General features: G+C 67.7%; 19 protein-coding genes. 4 read left to right on the plus strand and 15 right to left on the minus strand.

Annotated features, from left to right (window positions below; translation table 11 throughout):
• The first annotated feature begins 1 nt into the window (after nucleotide 1).
• Nucleotides 2-2,752 (plus strand): ligase-associated DNA damage response DEXH box helicase, encoded by a 2,751-nt coding sequence (locus QHG62_RS16760; RefSeq protein WP_281146732.1) that lies wholly within the window; start codon nucleotides 2-4, stop codon nucleotides 2,750-2,752.
• Between the two features lie 15 nt (nucleotides 2,753-2,767).
• Here QHG62_RS16760 and trxC read toward each other — a convergent pair whose 3' ends face one another.
• The gene (gene trxC, locus QHG62_RS16765) at nucleotides 2,768-3,217 is read right to left on the minus strand and encodes a thioredoxin TrxC (RefSeq protein WP_281146733.1); all 450 of its coding nucleotides are present in this window, start codon (nucleotides 3,215-3,217) and stop codon (nucleotides 2,768-2,770) included.
• Between the two features lie 80 nt (nucleotides 3,218-3,297).
• Here trxC and pdeM point away from each other — a divergent pair, with 80 nt between their 5' ends.
• Nucleotides 3,298-3,981 carry a ligase-associated DNA damage response endonuclease PdeM gene (gene pdeM, locus QHG62_RS16770; RefSeq protein ID WP_281146734.1) on the plus strand — a complete coding sequence of 228 codons (684 nt, stop codon included), beginning with the start codon at nucleotides 3,298-3,300 and terminating at the stop codon, nucleotides 3,979-3,981.
• A 115-nt stretch (nucleotides 3,982-4,096) separates the two neighbouring features.
• Here pdeM and QHG62_RS16775 read toward each other — a convergent pair whose 3' ends face one another.
• Genes QHG62_RS16775 through QHG62_RS16785 form a run of 3 tightly spaced genes read right to left on the minus strand, consistent with a single transcriptional unit; the run spans nucleotide 4,097 to nucleotide 6,168 of the window.
• Nucleotides 4,097-4,615, minus strand: a complete 519-nt coding sequence (locus tag QHG62_RS16775) for a TPM domain-containing protein (RefSeq protein WP_281146735.1) — start codon at nucleotides 4,613-4,615, stop codon at nucleotides 4,097-4,099.
• A gap of 2 nt (nucleotides 4,616-4,617) precedes the next feature.
• Nucleotides 4,618-5,556 carry a TPM domain-containing protein gene (locus QHG62_RS16780; protein WP_281146736.1) on the minus strand — a complete coding sequence of 313 codons (939 nt, stop codon included), beginning with the start codon at nucleotides 5,554-5,556 and terminating at the stop codon, nucleotides 4,618-4,620.
• A 12-nt stretch (nucleotides 5,557-5,568) separates the two neighbouring features.
• Nucleotides 5,569-6,168: a LemA family protein gene (locus QHG62_RS16785; protein WP_281146737.1), complete on the minus strand. Its 600-nt coding sequence runs from the start codon at nucleotides 6,166-6,168 to the stop codon at nucleotides 5,569-5,571.
• A gap of 46 nt (nucleotides 6,169-6,214) precedes the next feature.
• Here QHG62_RS16785 and QHG62_RS16790 point away from each other — a divergent pair, with 46 nt between their 5' ends.
• Nucleotides 6,215-6,982, plus strand: a complete 768-nt coding sequence (locus QHG62_RS16790) for a hypothetical protein (protein ID WP_281146738.1) — start codon at nucleotides 6,215-6,217, stop codon at nucleotides 6,980-6,982.
• Here the strand turns inward: QHG62_RS16790 and QHG62_RS16795 are convergent.
• The 7 genes from QHG62_RS16795 to QHG62_RS16825 all read right to left on the minus strand — a co-directional run bounded on the left by QHG62_RS16795 (nucleotide 6,979) and on the right by QHG62_RS16825 (nucleotide 13,865).
• Nucleotides 6,979-7,665 carry a cysteine hydrolase family protein gene (locus QHG62_RS16795; protein ID WP_281146739.1) on the minus strand — a complete coding sequence of 229 codons (687 nt, stop codon included), beginning with the start codon at nucleotides 7,663-7,665 and terminating at the stop codon, nucleotides 6,979-6,981. The two genes, QHG62_RS16790 and QHG62_RS16795, sit on opposite strands and share 4 nt — an antisense overlap.
• Nucleotides 7,662-8,594 (minus strand): ABC transporter permease, encoded by a 933-nt coding sequence (locus tag QHG62_RS16800; RefSeq protein WP_281146740.1) that lies wholly within the window; start codon nucleotides 8,592-8,594, stop codon nucleotides 7,662-7,664. Before QHG62_RS16800 ends, QHG62_RS16795 begins: the two co-directional genes overlap by 4 nt.
• The gene (locus QHG62_RS16805) at nucleotides 8,591-9,742 is read right to left on the minus strand and encodes an ABC transporter permease (RefSeq protein ID WP_281146741.1); all 1,152 of its coding nucleotides are present in this window, start codon (nucleotides 9,740-9,742) and stop codon (nucleotides 8,591-8,593) included. The genes QHG62_RS16800 and QHG62_RS16805 overlap by 4 nt, the downstream gene beginning before the upstream one ends.
• Nucleotides 9,735-11,267: an ABC transporter ATP-binding protein gene (locus tag QHG62_RS16810; RefSeq protein ID WP_281146742.1), complete on the minus strand. Its 1,533-nt coding sequence runs from the start codon at nucleotides 11,265-11,267 to the stop codon at nucleotides 9,735-9,737. The genes QHG62_RS16805 and QHG62_RS16810 overlap by 8 nt, the downstream gene beginning before the upstream one ends.
• Nucleotides 11,268-11,298: 31 nt before the next feature.
• The gene (locus QHG62_RS16815; protein ID WP_281146743.1) at nucleotides 11,299-12,405 is read right to left on the minus strand and encodes a BMP family ABC transporter substrate-binding protein; all 1,107 of its coding nucleotides are present in this window, start codon (nucleotides 12,403-12,405) and stop codon (nucleotides 11,299-11,301) included.
• 66 nt (nucleotides 12,406-12,471) lie between these two features.
• Complete coding sequence (locus QHG62_RS16820) at nucleotides 12,472-12,858, minus strand: VOC family protein (protein WP_281146744.1); 387 nt, start codon at nucleotides 12,856-12,858, stop codon at nucleotides 12,472-12,474.
• Nucleotides 12,859-12,860: 2 nt separating this feature from the next.
• Nucleotides 12,861-13,865, minus strand: coding sequence for an isopenicillin N synthase family dioxygenase (locus tag QHG62_RS16825; RefSeq protein WP_281146745.1), 1,005 nt, complete (start codon nucleotides 13,863-13,865; stop codon nucleotides 12,861-12,863).
• A 198-nt stretch (nucleotides 13,866-14,063) separates the two neighbouring features.
• Between QHG62_RS16825 and rutR the strand changes: the two genes are divergently transcribed.
• A complete protein-coding gene (rutR, locus tag QHG62_RS16830) occupies nucleotides 14,064-14,807 on the plus strand; it encodes an HTH-type transcriptional regulator RutR (protein WP_281146746.1) in 744 nt (247 codons plus the stop codon).
• A 76-nt stretch (nucleotides 14,808-14,883) separates the two neighbouring features.
• Here rutR and rutF read toward each other — a convergent pair whose 3' ends face one another.
• Genes rutF through rutC form a run of 4 tightly spaced genes read right to left on the minus strand, consistent with a single transcriptional unit; the run spans nucleotide 14,884 to nucleotide 17,235 of the window.
• On the minus strand, nucleotides 14,884-15,426 hold the full coding sequence (gene rutF / locus QHG62_RS16835; protein WP_281146747.1) for an NADH-dependent FMN reductase RutF: 543 nt from the start codon (nucleotides 15,424-15,426) through the stop codon (nucleotides 14,884-14,886).
• 20 nt (nucleotides 15,427-15,446) lie between these two features.
• Nucleotides 15,447-16,043 (minus strand): malonic semialdehyde reductase, encoded by a 597-nt coding sequence (locus QHG62_RS16840; RefSeq protein ID WP_281146748.1) that lies wholly within the window; start codon nucleotides 16,041-16,043, stop codon nucleotides 15,447-15,449.
• The gene (gene rutD / locus QHG62_RS16845) at nucleotides 16,040-16,840 is read right to left on the minus strand and encodes a pyrimidine utilization protein D (RefSeq protein WP_281146749.1); all 801 of its coding nucleotides are present in this window, start codon (nucleotides 16,838-16,840) and stop codon (nucleotides 16,040-16,042) included. The genes QHG62_RS16840 and rutD overlap by 4 nt, the downstream gene beginning before the upstream one ends.
• A 2-nt stretch (nucleotides 16,841-16,842) precedes the next feature.
• Complete coding sequence (rutC, locus tag QHG62_RS16850) at nucleotides 16,843-17,235, minus strand: pyrimidine utilization protein C (protein ID WP_281146750.1); 393 nt, start codon at nucleotides 17,233-17,235, stop codon at nucleotides 16,843-16,845.
• Nucleotides 17,236-17,249: the final 14 nt, after the last annotated feature.

The following is a 17,249-nucleotide window of genomic DNA, read 5'->3' on the forward strand; positions in this document are numbered from 1 at the left end:
CATGACTGCGCCGGTGGACCCCGAATTTCTCCCTCCCCTCCCGGGGGAGGGCAGGGGTGGGGGCAAGCGGCGCAACAAAGGCCAGCCGCTTGTCGAAGGCCGCTTGCCCCCATCCCAGCCTTCCCCCGGGAGGGGAAGGAGCAAGACAGCAGTCAAGGCGGCGCTCGATGCATGGTTTGCCGCTCGCGGCTGGAAGCCCTTCAAGTTCCAGCGCGATGTGTGGAAAGCCATCGCGCAAGGAAAGTCCGGCATGCTGCATGCCACCACCGGCGCGGGCAAGACCTACGCCGTGTGGCTTGGCGCGCTTCAAGTCTTCTCTCAAGCCAAGAAGGAAACCGCGCGCCCCACAGCGCCGCCGCTCACGGTGCTGTGGCTCACACCCATGCGCGCGCTCGCGGCCGACACGCTGCGTGCGCTCAAGCAGCCACTCGAAGCGCTGGGCGCCGAGGTGCATCCGTGGAGCGCCGGCGCACGCAGCGGCGACACATCGTCCACCGAGCGCGCAGCGCAGAACGAGCGCCTGCCCACCGTGCTCGTCACCACGCCAGAGAGCCTCTCGCTGCTGCTCGCGCGCGCCGATGCCAGCGAGGTGCTCGGCCGCGTGAAGATGGTGGTGGTCGACGAATGGCACGAGCTGCTCGGCAACAAGCGCGGCGTGCAGGTGCAACTGGCGCTTGCGCGGCTCCGGCGCTGGAACGCGGGGCTCGCGGTGTGGGGCATGTCGGCCACGCTGGGCAACCTGCAAGAGGCCATGCGCGCATTGCTCGGCGACGAGGAGGGCGTGCTCGTTCAGGGCGCGGTGCCCAAGAAGCTGGTCGTCGATTCGCTGCTGCCCGGCCGCGCCGAGCGCTTTCCGTGGGGAGGGCACCTGGGGCTCACGATGCTGCCGCAAGTGCTCGATGAAATTGCCGCCAGCAGCACCACGCTGGTGTTCACCAACACGCGGTCGCAATCGGAGATCTGGTACCAGGCCATGCTCGAGGCGCGGCCCGAATGGGCGGGCACCATTGCGCTGCACCACGGCTCGCTCGACCGCGCGGTGCGCGAGTGGGTGGAGCTTGGCCTGAAGAGCGGCGAGCTCAAGGCGGTGGTCTGCACATCGAGCCTCGACCTGGGCGTCGACTTCCTGCCGGTCGAGCGCGTGCTGCAGATCGGCTCGCCCAAGGGCGTGGCGCGGCTGCTGCAGCGCGCCGGGCGTTCGGGCCATGCGCCGGGCCGGCCGTCGCGCATCACGCTCGTGCCCACGCACAGCATCGAGATGGTCGAAGGGGCTGCCGCGCGCGCGGCCATTGCGGCAGGGCACATCGAGGCGCGCCACACGCCGGTGCAGCCGCTCGACGTGCTGGTGCAGCACCTCGTCACGGTGGCGCTCGGCGGCGGCTTCGTGCCCGACGACCTCTATGCAGAAGTGCGCGGCACCGCGGCCTATGCAGGGCTCTCGCGGGAGAGCTGGGAGTGGTGCCTGTCCTTCGTCTCCCAGGGCGGCCCTTCGCTGGCCGCGTATCCCGACTACCGCCGCGCGGTGCCCGATGCGGAAGGCGTCTGGCGCGTGCCGGACGCGCGGCTCGCACGCCGGCACCGCATGAACATCGGCACCATCGTGAGCGATGCCAGCATGGCCGTGCAGTACATGGGCGGCGGCAAGATCGGCAGCGTCGAAGAAGGCTTTGTTGCGCGCATGAAGCCCGGTGATTGCTTCCTGTTCGGCGGCCGGTTGCTCGAGCTCGTGCGCATCCACGACATGACGGCCTGGGTGCGGCGCGCCACCGGCAAGCGCGCCGCGGTGCCGCGCTGGAACGGCGGGCGCATGCCGCTTTCGACCACGCTGGCCGATGCCGTGGTGCAGCAGCTCGCATTGGCCGGCGAAGGACGCTATGACTCACCCGAACTGCAGTGCGTGCGTCCGCTGCTGGAGATCCAGCAGCAATGGTCGGCCCTGCCCACGCCGCAAACCCTGCTGGCCGAAACGTTGACGACGCGCGAGGGCTCGCACCTGTTCCTCTATCCGTTCGCGGGGCGGCACGTGCACCTGGGGCTCGCGAGCCTGTTGGCCTGGCGCGTGGCGCAGCACGATGCGCGCACCTTCTCCATTGCGGTGAACGACTACGGCTTCGAACTGCTGAGCGCCGTGCCGGTCGATTGGCCCGCGCTGCTGCCGCAGGTCTTGCGCTTGCCGCAAGGCGAAGATGCGCACGCCGAACTGCTGCACGAAGTGCTGGCTTCGCTCAACGCGGGCGAATTGGCGCAGCGCCGCTTTCGCGAAATTGCGCGTGTGTCGGGCCTCATCTTCCAGGGCTACCCCGGCGAGAAGCGCAGCAACCGGCAGCTGCAGGCCTCGTCGTCGCTGTTCTGGGAGGTGTTCCGCAAGTACGACCCCGCCAACAAGCTGCTGCTGCAGGCCGAGCAGGAACTGCTCGCGCAAGAGCTCGAAATAGGCCGGCTGCGTGCCAGCCTCGCGCGCATGGCGACTCAGCAGCTGGTGCTGAGGCCGCTCGAGCGGCCGACGCCGTTTTCTTTTCCGCTCATGGTCGAGCTGTTCCGCGAAAAGCTGTCGAACGAGAACGTGGCCGACCGCATCGCGCGCATGGTCGAGCAACTCGAAAAAGCCGCGGGCGGCGTGGTCACCGCCGGAGGAATCGAACGCGTGAAGAGCACGCTCGCGTTCGGCCAGGAAGGGCCGGGCAAGCCACCCGCGCCGCAGCGCCAGCGCAGGCCGCCCTCGCGCCGCTCACGGCCTTTGCCGCCACTTTGAGGTGAGCCGCCCGGCTCAGCCCGCGCCGTGCGCCTTGACCCAGCGCACGATGTCCGCCGCGCCCATGGCACCGGCCTGCCGCGCCACCTCGCGGCCACCGCGAAACAGCGCCAGCGTGGGGATGCTGCGGATGTTGAAGCGCGCACCCAGGTTGGGCACGGCCTCCGTATCGACCTTGGCCAGCCGCACCCGCGGCTCCAGCTGGGCCGCAGCCTGCTCGTAGGCCGGCGCCATCTGGCGGCAGGGGCCGCACCATGGCGCCCAGAAGTCCACCAGCACCGGAATTTCATTGCGTGCAATGTGGCGGTCGAAGGTCTTTTCGTCCGGCAGCGCGGTCGAATGGCCGGCGAACAGCGGGCGATGGCAACTGCCGCAATCGGGCGCACTGCCCAGTTGTGCCGCGCGCACGCGGTTGGTCGTGTGGCAGTGCGGGCAGACGATGTGCAGCGATGGCGTTTCGGTCATGCCGAAGAACTGGGGTCCGCGGGGGTGAATTGCAAGTGACGGCCGGCCGCACCCGCCGGCTTTTGCGACACTTGGTGCCAGTGACTTCCCCGCAACTTTCCTCGTCGGCCCTGCCGCTCCGGTGGGCCGGCGAACTGCTTCATCTGCTGCCCGAACGTGCCATCTGGTGGCCCGACGGCCGTGTGCTGTTCATCGCCGACTTGCATATCGGCAAGGCCGCGACCTATCGGGCGCTGGGGCAGCCGGTGCCGGGCGGCACCACGCAGCAGAACCTGGCGCGGCTCGATGGATTGATCGCTGCCCATGCGCCGCAGCGCATCGTGTTTCTCGGCGACTTCATGCATGCGGCGCAGGCGCGCACGCCGCAAGTGCTGGCCGCGCTCGCCGACTGGCGCGCCGCGCACCGGGTCGTCGGCATGACGCTGGTGCGGGGCAATCACGACAGCCGTGCGGGCGATCCGCCAGAGGCCCTCGACATTGAGGTGGTCGACGAGCCCTATCTGCTCGGCCCCTTCGCCTGCTGCCACCACCCGCAATCGCATGCCACCCATTTCGTGTTGGCCGGGCACCTGCACCCGGTGTGCAAGCTTTACGGGCCGGGTCGGGACAGCGTGCGGCTGCCGTGTTTCGTGAGCGATGACCAGCAGGCCGTGCTGCCGGCGTTCGGCGAGTTCACGGGCGGATGGCTGTTGGAGCGGGCGCCCGGGCGGCGCTTCTACGCGGTGGGCGGTGAAACGGTGTGGGCGCTACCGGCGCCGGATTGAGGTCTTCGCTCCTTCCCCCTCCGGGGGAAGGCTGGGATGGGGGCAGGCAGAGCGCACCCATCGCCAGCGCCGCTTGCCCCCACCCCGGCCCTCCCCCGGGAGGGGAGGGAGAAATTCAAAGAACCACGGGCGCGTCCGGCAGCTCGTTGGTATCGGGCTGATCGTCCGCCAGCGGAAAGTGCTCGACCAGCAAGGCCGACATTTCTTCGAGCGCCTGCGTGATCCCGTCTTCGAACCGCCCTTCGCGAAACGCCGCTCCCATGCGCTGCGTCATCGCGGACCATTCGGCGGCACTGACCCGTGCGTTGATGCCGCGGTCGGCCACGATCTCTATCGCGTGCTCGGCCAGCAGCAGGTAGATGAGCACGCCGTTGTTGTGCTCGGTGTCCCACACGCGCAACTTGCCGAACATCGTGACGGCACGTTCGCGCGCCGAGGCATCCCGCCGCAGGTAAGACCAGGGCAGGCCCGCCTCCACGCAGATGCGGATCTCGCCGCTGTGGCGCCTTTCGCTTGCAGCCACGCGCGCGGCAAGGCGCTCCATGGCGGCGTCGGGCAGCACGCGGCGCACATCGGCCTCGTCCATCCACTGGTGGCGCCAGATGCGGCCGAGCCTGGAGAAAAGCGTTGCCATGCCTACCAGTCCCCCGAGGCGCCGCCGCCCCCGAAATCGCCGCCGCCGCCGGAGCTGAAACCGCCGCTGTCTCCGCTGCTGCCGCTGCCGCTGCTCCAGCCGCCGCCTCCACCACCGCCGCTCCAGCCGCCGCCGCCACCACCCCGGCCTCGGCGCGTGGGGGCCGATGCAGCCGCCGCCGAGAACAGCGAAACCATCAGCGCCACAAAGCCCGCCAGCACCGCGATGACGATGCTGGTCGTGATGAAGAACGCAATCGCGCCAATGCCGCCGCCCATGACCACCGAGCCGAGCTTCTTGCCGACGACCGAGCGCACGATGGGCGCCGCCACGAAGACGCCGACGAACAGGAAGATCGCCAGGTTCTCCCAGTCGATACCGTCGCCGAAGCCGGAGCTTTCGTCTCCACCGCTGGAAGGCTCGGGCAGCGCCTCGCCGTCGACCAGGCCGATGAGCCGGGCCACCGCCGCGTTCAGCCCGCCCGCAAAGTCGTTGTTGCGAAAGCGCGGCTTCATCTCTTCGTCGATGATGCGAATGGCGGCCAGGTCGGGCACCGCGCCTTCCAGCGTCTTGGCCACTTCGATGCGCATCTTGCGATCGTTCTTGGCCACGATCACCAGGATGCCGTCGCCCACGTCCTTGCGCCCGATCTTCCAGGCGTTGCCCACGCGGTTGGCATAGCTCGCAATGTCTTCAGGCTGGGTGGTGGGCACCATCAGCACCACCATCTGCGAGCCCTTGCGCTGCTCGAAGGCGGCCAGCTTGGCATCGAGGTCGGCGCGCTCCGGTTCGGCCAGCGTCTGCGTCTGGTCGATCACCCGCGCCGTGAGCGTGGGCACCGGCAGAAGGTCTTGCGCCCATGCACCGGCCGCAAGACCGGCCCACGCCGTGGCCGCCAGCAGAACGGCGGCCAGCACGCGGCGTATCAGGACAAGGGCCATCGAGTGGCTGTCTTACTTCTTGGGAGCGCTGAAATCGACGGTCGGCGGCGTCGAGATCTGCGCTTCGTTCTGCACCGAGAAGTTGGGCTTCGGCTCATAGCTGAAGATCTTGGCCGTGATGTTCGTCGGGAAGCTGCGCGCCAGCACGTTGTACTCCTGCACCGTCTGGATGTAGCGGTTGCGCGCCACGGTAATGCGGTTCTCGGTGCCTTCCAGCGTCACGCGCAGGTCGCGGAAAGCCTGGTTGGCCTTCAGCTCCGGGTAGCGCTCCGACACCACCATCAGCCGCGACAGCGCCGACGAGAGCTCGCCCTGCGCCTGCTGGAACTTGTTGAACGCCTCGGGGTTGTTCAGCGTCTCGGGCGTCACCTGGATCGACGTGGCCTTGGCCCGCGCCTCGATCACCTTGGTGAGCGTGTCCTGCTCGAAGCTGGCCTCACCCTTCACGGTGGCCACGATGTTGGGCACGAGGTCGGCACGCCGCTGGTACTGGTTGAGCACCTCGCTCCAGGCCGATTTGCTCGTCTCGTCGAGCGACTGGAACTGGTTGTAGCCGCATCCGCTCAGGGACAGGACCGCAGCAAGAATCAAGAGCCACCGTTTCAGCATCATTTTCATTACCTCCGCAGAAGAGCCGGAAGTTAGCATAGATGGCTCCATGGCCCTCGATCCCCTTCAAGCCCTGCAGGCTGCCAACCGCGTGGTATTGCCCCCGGCAGCCGCAACTGCCGCTACGGCCGGAACGCTCCTGATTGCCGGCGCCACCGGCGCCCTGGGCCAGGAGCTGCTGCGCCGGCTCGCAAGCGGCCACCGCTTTGCCCATGTGCGGGTGCTGTCGCGCGAGCCCATGCGCGACGGCATGCGCGGCGTCGAAACCTGCCTTTGCCCCGACGTGCCGATTGCGCAATGGGGGCTCACCTCGGCCGATACCGCGGTCATCGCCTTCGATCCGCCCCGGCTCTACCACGGCCGCGAGCGCGCACTGTGGGTGCCGCAGCCTTCCGATTTGCCCGAGCTTTCGCGCTGGCTGCGTGCCTGCGGCGTGCACACGCTCGCCATCGTGCAGCCGCACGACCAGGGCCGCCTGCCCGAGGCGCTCAAGCGCGGCCTTGCGAGCCTCGACGAGCAGGCCGTGGTCGCCAGCGGCTTCGAGCGCGTGATTCTCTTGCGTTCCGCGCGCAAGCCGCTCAACGCCAGGCTGGCAAACCCTGCCGAAAGGCTGGCCGCGTGGATGCTGTCGATCATGCGTTTCATGGTGCCGGCGAGCGAGCAGCCGGTGCGCCCCTCCAAGCTCGCCGAACTGGTCGACATGGCCCTGCGCATCGCACCCGCCGGCGTGCACGTGGCCGCGCCGGAGCTGGTGTGGCAGGCGGCGCAGGGCGACATGCAGCCTGTGCTGCGGCGCTGGTTGGGCCTTGCTGGCTAGCTTTGGCCAATGCCGCGCCACTGGCGCAGCAGTTCGGCCGAGTCGAGCACCAGCCCCAGGTGCAGCGACACCATGCTGAGCGCGGCGCTTTCCAGGTGCGGGTCGGTGCCGCGCACCAGGTCGCGCAGCACGATCACGCGGTAGTTGTGGTTGTTGGCGTCGAACGCGGTGTTGAGCACGCAGCAATCGGTAAACCCGCCGTTGAGCACCACCGTTTCAATGCGCTGGTTGCGCAGCAGAAAGTCGAGGTCGGTCGGATAGAAAGCCGACAGCCGGCGCTTGCTTTCCACGCGCATGTCGCCCGGCTCCACGCGGGTAACCCACTCGGTCCAGCGCGAGCCTTCGATGGCATGCGCATCGGCATTCGGTATGGCGCCCACGTGCAGCGGAAAGGTGCGCCGCCACGCAGCCGGAATGCCGTTGATGTCATCGGCGCCATCGGGCCGCAGCACCGACTTGACGTGCACGATGCGCACGCCCAGCGCGCGGGCATCGTCGTGAAAGCTGTCGATGGGCGCCACCACGTCGCGCGCACGCGGCGCGGGGCAGGGGCAGTCGGGGCTGTCGTCCAGGTGGCCGCGGTGCATGTCGATGGAAACCACAGCCGTGGTGGCCGGATCGAGGTAGTCCGCAAACTGCGCCGCGCCGAGTTCGCGCTCTTCGCCGTACACCCAGGCCTTCATCGCCGCTCCTCCCGAACATAGGGTTGGCCGAGCGCGCCCGGCTCGTCGTCTCCGCCGCGCCGGGCCAATGCGACCCACACCATTACGCCCAGCGTTACCGCATAGGGCGTCATCATCACGAAGTACTGCGGCAGCTGCACCCCGGCCGCCGCAAGCTGGGGAATGAGCGCCTCGATGCAGCCGAACAGCAGCGCACCCACCAGCGCCTTCCATGGCGACCAGCGCGCGAAGATCACCAGCCCCACCGCAATCCAGCCGCGCCCGCCGGTCATGCCTGCGATCCACAGCTTGGTGCTCACCACCGAGATGTAGGCACCCGCAAGGCCCACCAGCGCCGAGCCTGCGAGCACCGCGGCCAGCCGCCATGTGGTGACGCGGATGCCGGCCGCATCGGCCGCCTGCGGGTTTTCGCCCACCGCGCGCAGCCGCAGCCCGGCCGAGGTGCGCGAGAAAAACCACGCCACTGCAACGAAGATGGGCAACGTGAGCCACACCATCGCGTTCTGCTCGAACAGCCGGCCAACGCCGGGCAAGAGAGACAGCGGCCACAGCGCCATCGAGCCGATGCCTTCGGTGGCGTGGTTGGTCCATTCGGCCAGCGAGCCGACAAGCGCCGTGAAGCCTTGGCAGAAGAACACCAGCGCGAGCCCCGCAATTACTTGGTTCACGCGCAGCCAGATCACCATCACCGCGAACAGCAGCGACACCGCGCTGGCCGCAAGCATGGCAAGCACCAGCGACACGCCGGGCTGCCCCAGGACGATTTGCGCACCGATGCCCGCGAGCGCACCCACCAGCATCAGCCCTTCGGCGCCCAGCGAGAGCACGCCCGCCCGCTCGCTGATGATCAGCCCCAGCGCCGCGAGCGCATAAGGCACCGCGAAGTCGGGCGTGCTCGCGAGCCAGTTCAGAACAATGCTTCCGCTCACTGCGCTTGCTCCCCACCCACGCGCCGCACCCGGTGGCGAATGAAGAAATCGCTCGACGCCACGCACACCACGATGATGGCCTGGATGAGCTGCACCATCGAGAACGGCACCTGGTAGAACACCTGCAGGCTGCGGCCCGTGACGAACAGCGCCGCCACCAGCAGCGCCACCACGGTGGCCGCCAGCGGGTTATTGCGTGCGAGAAAGGCGATGAGGATGCCCGAGAAGCCGTAGCCCTGGTAGAAGGCCTGCGTGAGCCGCCCCTCCTGCCCCGAGGCCACCGCAAAGCCCGCGAGCCCGGCCATCGCTCCCGACAGCAGCACGGCGCCATAGATGGTGCGGCGCACCGGCACGCCGTTGGCATGCGCCACGCGCGGGCTGGCATCGACAAAGCGCAGGTACAGCCCGGCCCGGCTCACGCCCACCAGCCACCACGCCAGCAGCGCCACCACCGCCGCGAGCAAGATGGCGCTGCTCACGCCGGCGCCCAGTTCGGGCAGCCGCTCGAAGGCGCGGAACTGCGGCGAATACGGAAAGTTGTCCTTCGGGTCCTTCCAGCTGCCGTACACCAGGTGCAGCAAGAAGTTGGCCGCCATGTAGTTGAGCATCAGCGTGGAGATGATCTCGTTCACGCCGAGCCTGATCTTCAGCCACGCCGGCCCCAGCACCCAGAGCAGCCCGCAGCCGATGGCGGCCGCGAACATCAGCGGCAGGCGCAGCGGCTCGGGGCCCACCTGCCACATCGAGACGGCCGTGGCGCCGATGGCGCCCCACACCATCTGGCCCTCGAGCCCCAGGTTCCAGAAGCGCGCGCGAAACGCCAGCGAGCCCGCCAGGCCCACGAGGATCATCGGCGCAGCCTGGAACAGCACGGCGCGAAAGTTCTGGCCGTCGAAAAAGGTCTGCATCACGAACTCGTTGGCGAGTTCGTCCGCGGGAACCCCGGCGGCCACAAGAATCGCGGCAGAAATTGCCAGGCCGGCCAGCAGCGCCGCCGCAAGAATCAGTGCCTGCCGCCGCCACCCCATGTGCTGGCGGATCTCCAGCGCATAGCGCCGGCGCGCCAGCGGCTGGCGCCGCGCGCGGTGCGCGGCTTCCGGGTCGGTTTGCGCGGGCTGCGCAATGGCCGCGAGCGTTGCGTCAACCATGGTCCACCATCGCCTGTCCAATCGCCTGCCGGTCGGCTGGCTGCGCGAATTCACCGGCGATCCGGCCGCGCGTCATCACGCCCACGCGGTCGGCCAGCTGCAGCACCTCGTCGAGGTCTTCGCTGATCAGCAGCACCGCTGCGCCGCCGTCGCGCGCCGCGCGCAGCCGCGCATGCACCTCGGCGCTCGCGCGCACGTCGAGTCCCCGGCTCGGGCTGTGCGCCAGCACCAGCGAGGGCGACTTGCCGAACTCCCGCGCAAGCACCAGCTTCTGTGCATTGCCGCCGGAGAGCAGCGCTGCCTTCTGCACCACCGAGCGCACCCCCAGCACATCGAAGGCGCGAACCGCCTCTTGCGTATCGGCCCGGATGCGACCGCGCCGCAGGCGCCATGCCGGGCCGTAGCGGCCGGTGTGCACGCGGCCTATGGCGTAGTTCTCGGCCACCGAAAGGCCGCCGGCCAGCGCAAGGCCATAGCGGTCGGCCGGAATCGCGGCAATGCCTACGTTGCGGCGCTCTGGTGCACTCATGGCCTTCAGGTCGCCGTGGCCGCTGAGGTGAATCTCGCCTTCGAGCGCACCGCCCGCATCGGGCAGGCCCATGATGGCGCCGGCCAGCTCGCCCTGTCCGTTGCCGCCCACACCGGCAAGGCCGTAGATTTCGCCCGCATGCAGTTCGAGGTCGACGCCGTCGAGGATGCGGCGGCCTTCTGGCGACGGCGCCGAGCGCAAGCCACGCACCGCGAGCCGCACAGCGCCGCGCGGCGACTTTGCTACCTGGAAACTTTGCGTGGCAATCGATTCGCCCACCGTGAGCTTCACCAGCTCGGCGACCGATGCGGTGTCGGGCGCCAGCGTGGCCACCGTGCGGCCGCCGCGCATCACCGTTACCCGGTCGGCATACGTTTTCACGTCGGCCATCTTGTGCGTGACCAGCACCACGGCGGAGCCGCTTCGCGCAAGGCCGCGCACGGTTTGCAGAAGGCGCGCAGCCTCCTGGTCGGTAAGCACCGCGGTGGGTTCGTCGAGTATCAGGATGCGGGCGCCCGCAAGCAGCACCTTGAGAATTTCCACCCGCTGCTGCTCGGCAATCGAGAGCGAATCGACGCGCCTTGCGGGGTCGATGTCGAAGCCCAGCTCCGAGGCCTTGTTGCGGATGTCACGCGAGATCTCGCGCAGGCGTTCTCCGTGGCTTTGAAACCCGGCCGGCGGCGGGGCGGTGAGCAGAATGTTCTCTGCCACCGTGAACGGCCGCACCAGCTTGAAGTGCTGGTGAACCATGCCGATGCGTTGCCTTGCCGCGTCGGCCGGGCCGGCAAAGCGCACCACGTTGTCGTCGACCAAGAGCTGGCCGGCTTCAGGTGCATAGAGCCCGGCCGCAATGTTCATCAGCGACGACTTGCCCGCGCCGTTCTCGCCCAGGAGCGCATGCACCTCGCCCCAGCGCGCGGCAAAGTGCGCGTCGGTCAGCGCCGCAAAGCCATCGAAGCTCTTGCGGATGCCGGTGAGTTCGAGCGCGTTGGGCATGCCGGATCGCCTTGCTTTTTCTTCTCTTGGGTTACTTCTGTGTGACCACGCCCTTGACGAACCAGTCCATCTTCCACAGATCGGCGTCCGAAAGCACCGCGCCCTTGGCCACGCGCTCCTTGCCGTCGCGGTCGGCAAGCGGGCCGGCATAGACCTGCTTGCCCTTCATGATCGCGTCGCGCTCGGCGGTAATGGCCGCGGCCTTGTCCTTGGGCACCGCGGGGCCGAAGCCAGCAATGTCGGTGCCGCCGTCCTTCATCTCGATGAAGGCGCCGTACTGGCCGGGCTTCCAGTCACCGGCCATGATCTTCTTGAGCTCGGGCGTCAAAAAGCGGTCCCACACCCACACCGACGAGCACAGCGTGGCCTTGGGTGCAAACTGGCGCAGGTCGCGGTGGTGGCCGGTGCCGTACACGCCGCGCTCCTGTGCCACGATCTGCGGCGTGGGCGAGTCCACGTGCTGCCCGATCACGTCGGCGCCCTGGTCGATCAGCGCGGCCGCGGCGGCGCGTTCCTTCACGGGGTCGTTCCAGGCGCCGGTGTAGATCACGTTGACGGTGGCGTTGGGGTTCATCTTCTGCGCACCGAGCGCGAAGGCGTTGATGGTCCAGTTCACCACGCCGAACGGATTGGCCGCAACGAAGCCGAGCTTGCCCGTCTTGGAGGCCGCACCCGCGGCCATGCCGCAGAGGTACTGGCTCTCGTAGGTGCGGCCGTAGAACGATTCGAGGTTGCTGCCGTTGGTGGTGCCCGAGCCATTGAGAAAAGCCACCCCCGGGTACTTGGCGGCCAAGTCCTTGAAGCTGTCCGAATAGCCGAAGGCGGTGCCGATCACGATGTTGGCACCGCGCTGGATGAACTTCTCGGCCGCAGGCTTGATGGCCGATGCGTCTTCGGGAACGTTCTCCACAAACTGGATCTTCTGGCCGATTTCCTTCTCGATCTTCACGCGCGCTTCGTCGAAGGCCTGCGTCCAGCCGCCATCGTTCTTCGGGCCGAAGTAAAGCATCGCGATCTTCGGCTTGTCCTTCAGCGTAAAGCCGTCGGCGGCTGCCGCGGGCAGCGAGACGAACGCGACGCCGGCTGCAAGCGCCAGGGCAAGGCCGGAGGTGAAGCCGTGGGTGGGAGTGCGCAGCATGGAGCGACCTTTCGTGAGAAGCAAGCCAGGAAAAAAAAGCGTTTGAAGACGGAGGTGCTGCGCGCGTCACATCATGAAGTTGATGCGAAACACGTTGCCTTCGGGGTCGAGCAGCACCGACTGGTACCAGTTGTAGTAAGTGACGTAGGGCGGCTTCACCAGCGTTGCGCCGGCCTCGAGCGCAACGGGCACCATGCGGTCCACGTCGTCCTTGCTGTCGACGTCGATGTTCAGCAAAAACTTGACGCCGCGCGTGTCGGAAAATTCGGCCAGGTGCAGCAGCTCATAAGCATCGAGCGCGTTGAAGCCGAGGCTCGACTTGCCGGTGTCGAGTCCGCGAAAGATCGGTGAGCGGATGGCCTCGATTTCGGCAAAGCCGAACACGCGCTGGTAGAAGCCGCTGAGCGCGACCACGTCCTTGGCGAAGACGTTGACGTAGGAGAGATGCGCCATGCTCAGGCCACGGCCTTGGTGCCGCCGAACGTCGTCTGCTTCACGAACTTGGAGGTCAGGTGGTCGCCCGATGAAATGGGCGCGTACTTCGGCTGCTCGCCCGGCGCAAGGCAGCTTGGCAGGCACTCCACCATCGCGTCGTAGTTGGGCTGGTGAAAAAACACCAGCGACTGCCGGCGGTTGGTGCTGGCCACCTCGAACGGCGGATTGACCACGCGGTGCAGCGTCGACACCCACTGGTCGTTGGTCCACTGCATCATCAGGTCGGCAATGTTGACCACCAGGCCGCCTTCCACCTGCGGCACGTCGACCCACTGGCCCGCCTTGTTGAACACCTGCAGGCCCTTGTCGTCGGGCAGCACGATGGTGAGGCTCCCGTAGTCGCTGTGCGCGCCTGCGCGCAACTGGCCCGGCAGCGGCGCTTCACGCTGCGGCGGATAGCTCAGCACGCGGAACATGCTGATGTGCTTGTCGATCTTGTCGTCGAAGAACATCTCGGGCAGCGCAAGCCCAAGCGCGAAGATGCGCATCAGCGAGCGCGAGAGATCGCTCATCGCCTCGAAGTAGGCTTCATACGCTTCGCGAAAGCCGTCTATCGGCGGCCAGCTGTTGGGCTCGAAATGCGGCCCGGCAGCGGGGCCGCGATGGTAGTCGTCGTCGGGCACGCCCGAGGGGCCGATCGAGAACGACTCCTTCAGGTCGCCGGGCGCGGCCTCTTCCAGGCTGTACGAAAGCCCTTCTTCGCCCACTGCGCTGTAGCCGCGCACCGCGTCTTCGCGCGGCCGGTCGACCTTGCGCTTCTCGGCCAGCGGCATGTCGAAGAACTCGCGCGAGAGCTTCGACACGCGCGCGATCAGTTCGGCCGGAATGCCGTGGTTGGTAATGACCAGAAAGCCGATGCTGCGGCAGGCCTCGTCGACTTTTCTGGCGACCTGCGCCTTGCCTTCGGCCGTGCCGCCGAAGTAGGGCGCGAGATCGATGATGGGTACGGACAGCAGGGTTGTCATGTGTCGGTCCTCGTGCTTGGCATGCCTTTCGCCATGCAACGTCTGTGCCAGTTGGACCAAATGGACAAAAGGCATTTGTCGCGTCAGCATGGTGCGCGCCGCGCGTGCCGGAAGGCCCGGCCGGCGCAACGCGATGCACCGCGGCCTTACAGTGGTGCGCGTTCAATGAAGAGCCTGCAAATCGAGAAGCGAGGGAAGATGCCGAAGACCAAGGCGCTGGCCACAGCCAGCAGCACAAAGAAGACCCCGGCGAAGAGCGCTGTGAAGGGCGCCGCGAAGGGCCTGGTGCGCAAGTCCGCGAAGCCCGCGGTGCGCAGCGCCTCGGCGGTGAGCCGCAGGCTGCGCCAGATCGAGGACAAGCGCAGCGCCATCCTCGGCGCGGCGCTGGGCCTGTTCTCGCGCTTCGGATTGCACGGCACGTCGATCGACCAGGTGGCGGCGCGGGCCGATGTGTCCAAGAGCAATCTGCTCTATTACTTTGCGAACAAGGAAGAGCTGTACGTGAACGTGCTGCGCGACCTGCTCGCGCTGTGGCTGGAGCCGCTGCGCGGCTTCAGCGCCGAGCAGGACCCGGGCGAGGCCATTGGCGGCTACATCCGCCGCAAGCTCGTGGTCTCGCGCGACCGGCCCGATGCGTCGCGCCTTTTCTGCCTTGAAATGATCCAGGGCGCGCCTTTGCTGCGCGACGAGCTCGACCGCGAACTGCGCACGCTGGTGGAGCGCAAGTCGGAGGTCATCCGTTCATGGGTCGCGTCCGGCAAGCTCGCACCGGTCGATCCGCATCACCTGATCTTCGCGCTCTGGGCCGTCACGCAGCACTATGCGGATTTCGGCGTGCAGGTGCAGGCGCTGACGGGGCACACGCTGGAGGATCCGGTGTTCTTCGAGCAGACGGTGGAGAACGTGCAGCGGATCGTGCTGCATGGGATTGCCCCGCGTTAGGAGTTACTCCCTTGGGATGACAGGGGCGGGTTGCGGACTTGCTCCCTCTCCCAAAGGGAGAGGAGAGAAGACCAGGTCAGTGCGGCGGCGCTGCTATCTCGTGATACCGCCGGTCGAAATAGATCAGGCTCTGCGCTGCCCCGCCAATGGCAATCGCCAGCGCCTCGCAGAACAGCACGTCATGCGTGCCCGCACTCGTCGCCTGCACCACGCGGCAGTCGAATGAGGCCGCGGCATCTTCCAGCACCGGCGATCCGGTCGCCTTGCGCCCCCAGCGGCCCGCGGCAAAGCGCTCGTCCATTGGCGTCTTGCCGCCGAACAGGCCCGACAGCGCCTGGTGGCCCGCCGCCAGCACGTTCACGCAGAGCACGCCGTTGGCCGTGAACGCGGGGTACACCGATGCCGACCGGTTCAGGCACACCAGCAGCATCGGCGGTTCATCGGTCACGCTGCACACGGCGGACGCGGTGAAGCCGGCGCGGCCCGCGGGCCCGTCGGTGGTGATGATGTTGACCGCCGCGCCCAGCCGCGCCATGGCGTTGCGGTAGTCGGCCTTGGGCAGCGCATGCGGCGCACCGCTTGGCATGACGTGGTTGGTGGCCATTGCGTTCAGCAGCATGGGAGGTTTCCGGAATGGTTTCAGGCCAGGACGCAGGCTTCTTCGAAGCCGAGCCGCGGCAGGCGGCCGAACACCTTGGCCGCATCGCCATGGCCAAGATTGATGAGGAAGTTGGTCGTCCAGTCGCTGCCTTCGAAGAACGCGGCATCCACCTTCGCCTTGTCGAAGCCCGACATCGGGCCTGCATCGAGCCCCACCGCGCGCACGGCGAGCAGCAGGTAGCCCGCCTGCATGCTGGCGTTGCGAAAGGCGGTTTCGTGCGCGGCCTCGGGGCTGCCGGTGAACCAGCTGCGCGCATCGGTATGCGGAAACAGCGTGGGCAGCTTGTCGTAGAACTTGCGGTCCCACGCTGCGATGACCGTGACCGGTGCGGCCATGGTCTTGTCGAGGTTGCCCTTGGAAAGCGCAGGCGCAAGGCGCTGCTTGCCCTCGGGCGTGCGAACGAACACGAAGCGTGCGGGCGAGCAGTTGGCCGATGTCGGGCCCATGCGGGCTAGCGCATAGACCTGACGGAGTTGCGCATCCGTCACGGGCTCCGCGGTCCAGCCGTTGTGGCTGCGTGCTTCGGTAAAGAGAAGTGCCAGTGCGGCGTCGTCGAGGGCTGAGGTGGTGGTCATGCGGGAACGCCGGGTGCGCTGACCCGGGAAAGAAAGTCGAGCAGGCTGCGGTTGAAGGCGTCGGCCGCGGTCACGCTGTGCGCATGGCCGCCGTGCGGCATGAAGTGCAGCGTCACGTCGTGAAGGCCATCGGCCAGGTGCTGCGAGCAGGTCCACGGCACCAGCGCGTCGTCCATGGCGGCGGCCACCAACGTGGGCGCGGTGATGTCGCCAAGATGCGCGTCGATGTCGAAGGCGCGCAGCGCCGCAATGCGCGCACGCATGTTGGTCTCGCCCGGAAAGTGCGCAAACGCATGATCGACCTCGTCGGCCACGCGCTGTGCATGTTCCGCGCACCAGGCCGCGGGGTACAGGAAGATCGGCTGCGCTTCCACGTACGCGCGCGGCCCGCAGGCATCAAGCAGCGCAAGCCGCGTATCGAAACAGCGCGCTGAATGCGCATTGGGCTTCGACCACGCATTGACCAGCACCAGGCTCGCCACGCGCGAGGGCTCATCGAGCGCAAGCTGCAGACCCACGAGCCCTCCCAGCGCATGCCCCACCAGGTGGCATCGCGGCGTCGATGTGGCGTCCAGAATCTGCACCACGTCGCGCGCCATGTCGGCAATGGCGTAGCCCGCGTCCAGTGCGGCGGGGCTGCGGCCCGTGCCGCGCTGGTCGTACGCAATCACGCGATGGCCCGCCGCCACGAGCGCGCCGATCTGCGGTTGCCAGAAGGCGGCCGAACCGCCCAGGCCCGACGACAGCAGCACCGCCTCGCCGTCGGCCGGCCCATGCACTTCGTAGTGCAGCGGCATGCTCAGGCCTTGTTGCCGACGTGGGCGATGGAGGCGATTTCGACCAGCGCTTCGGGCTTTACCAGGCCGCACTGAATGCAGTAGCGCGCCGGCTTGGTGCCCGGAAAGAACTCGGCGTACACCGCGTTCACATTCGCGTAGTCGGCCCAGTCCTTGATCATGATCATGTTGAAGGTCACGTCGTCCATGGTGCCGCCGGCTGTTTTGATCACGTTCCGGATCGTCTCGAGCACGTGGCGTGTCTGCGCCGAGGCGTCGCCCACGTGCACCACGTTGTTGTCCTTGTCGAAGGGCAGCGTGCCCGACACGTAGACCACGCCGTCGGCCATGGTGCCGGGCACGAACGGGGCGATGGGCGTGGTGGTTCCGGCGGGGATGATGGCTTGCTTGGGCATGAGGACGGGCTCCT

Origin of the sequence: Variovorax paradoxus (assembly GCF_029919115.1) — a bacterium.
Classification (GTDB): Bacteria; Pseudomonadota; Gammaproteobacteria; order Burkholderiales; family Burkholderiaceae_C; genus Variovorax; species Variovorax paradoxus_O.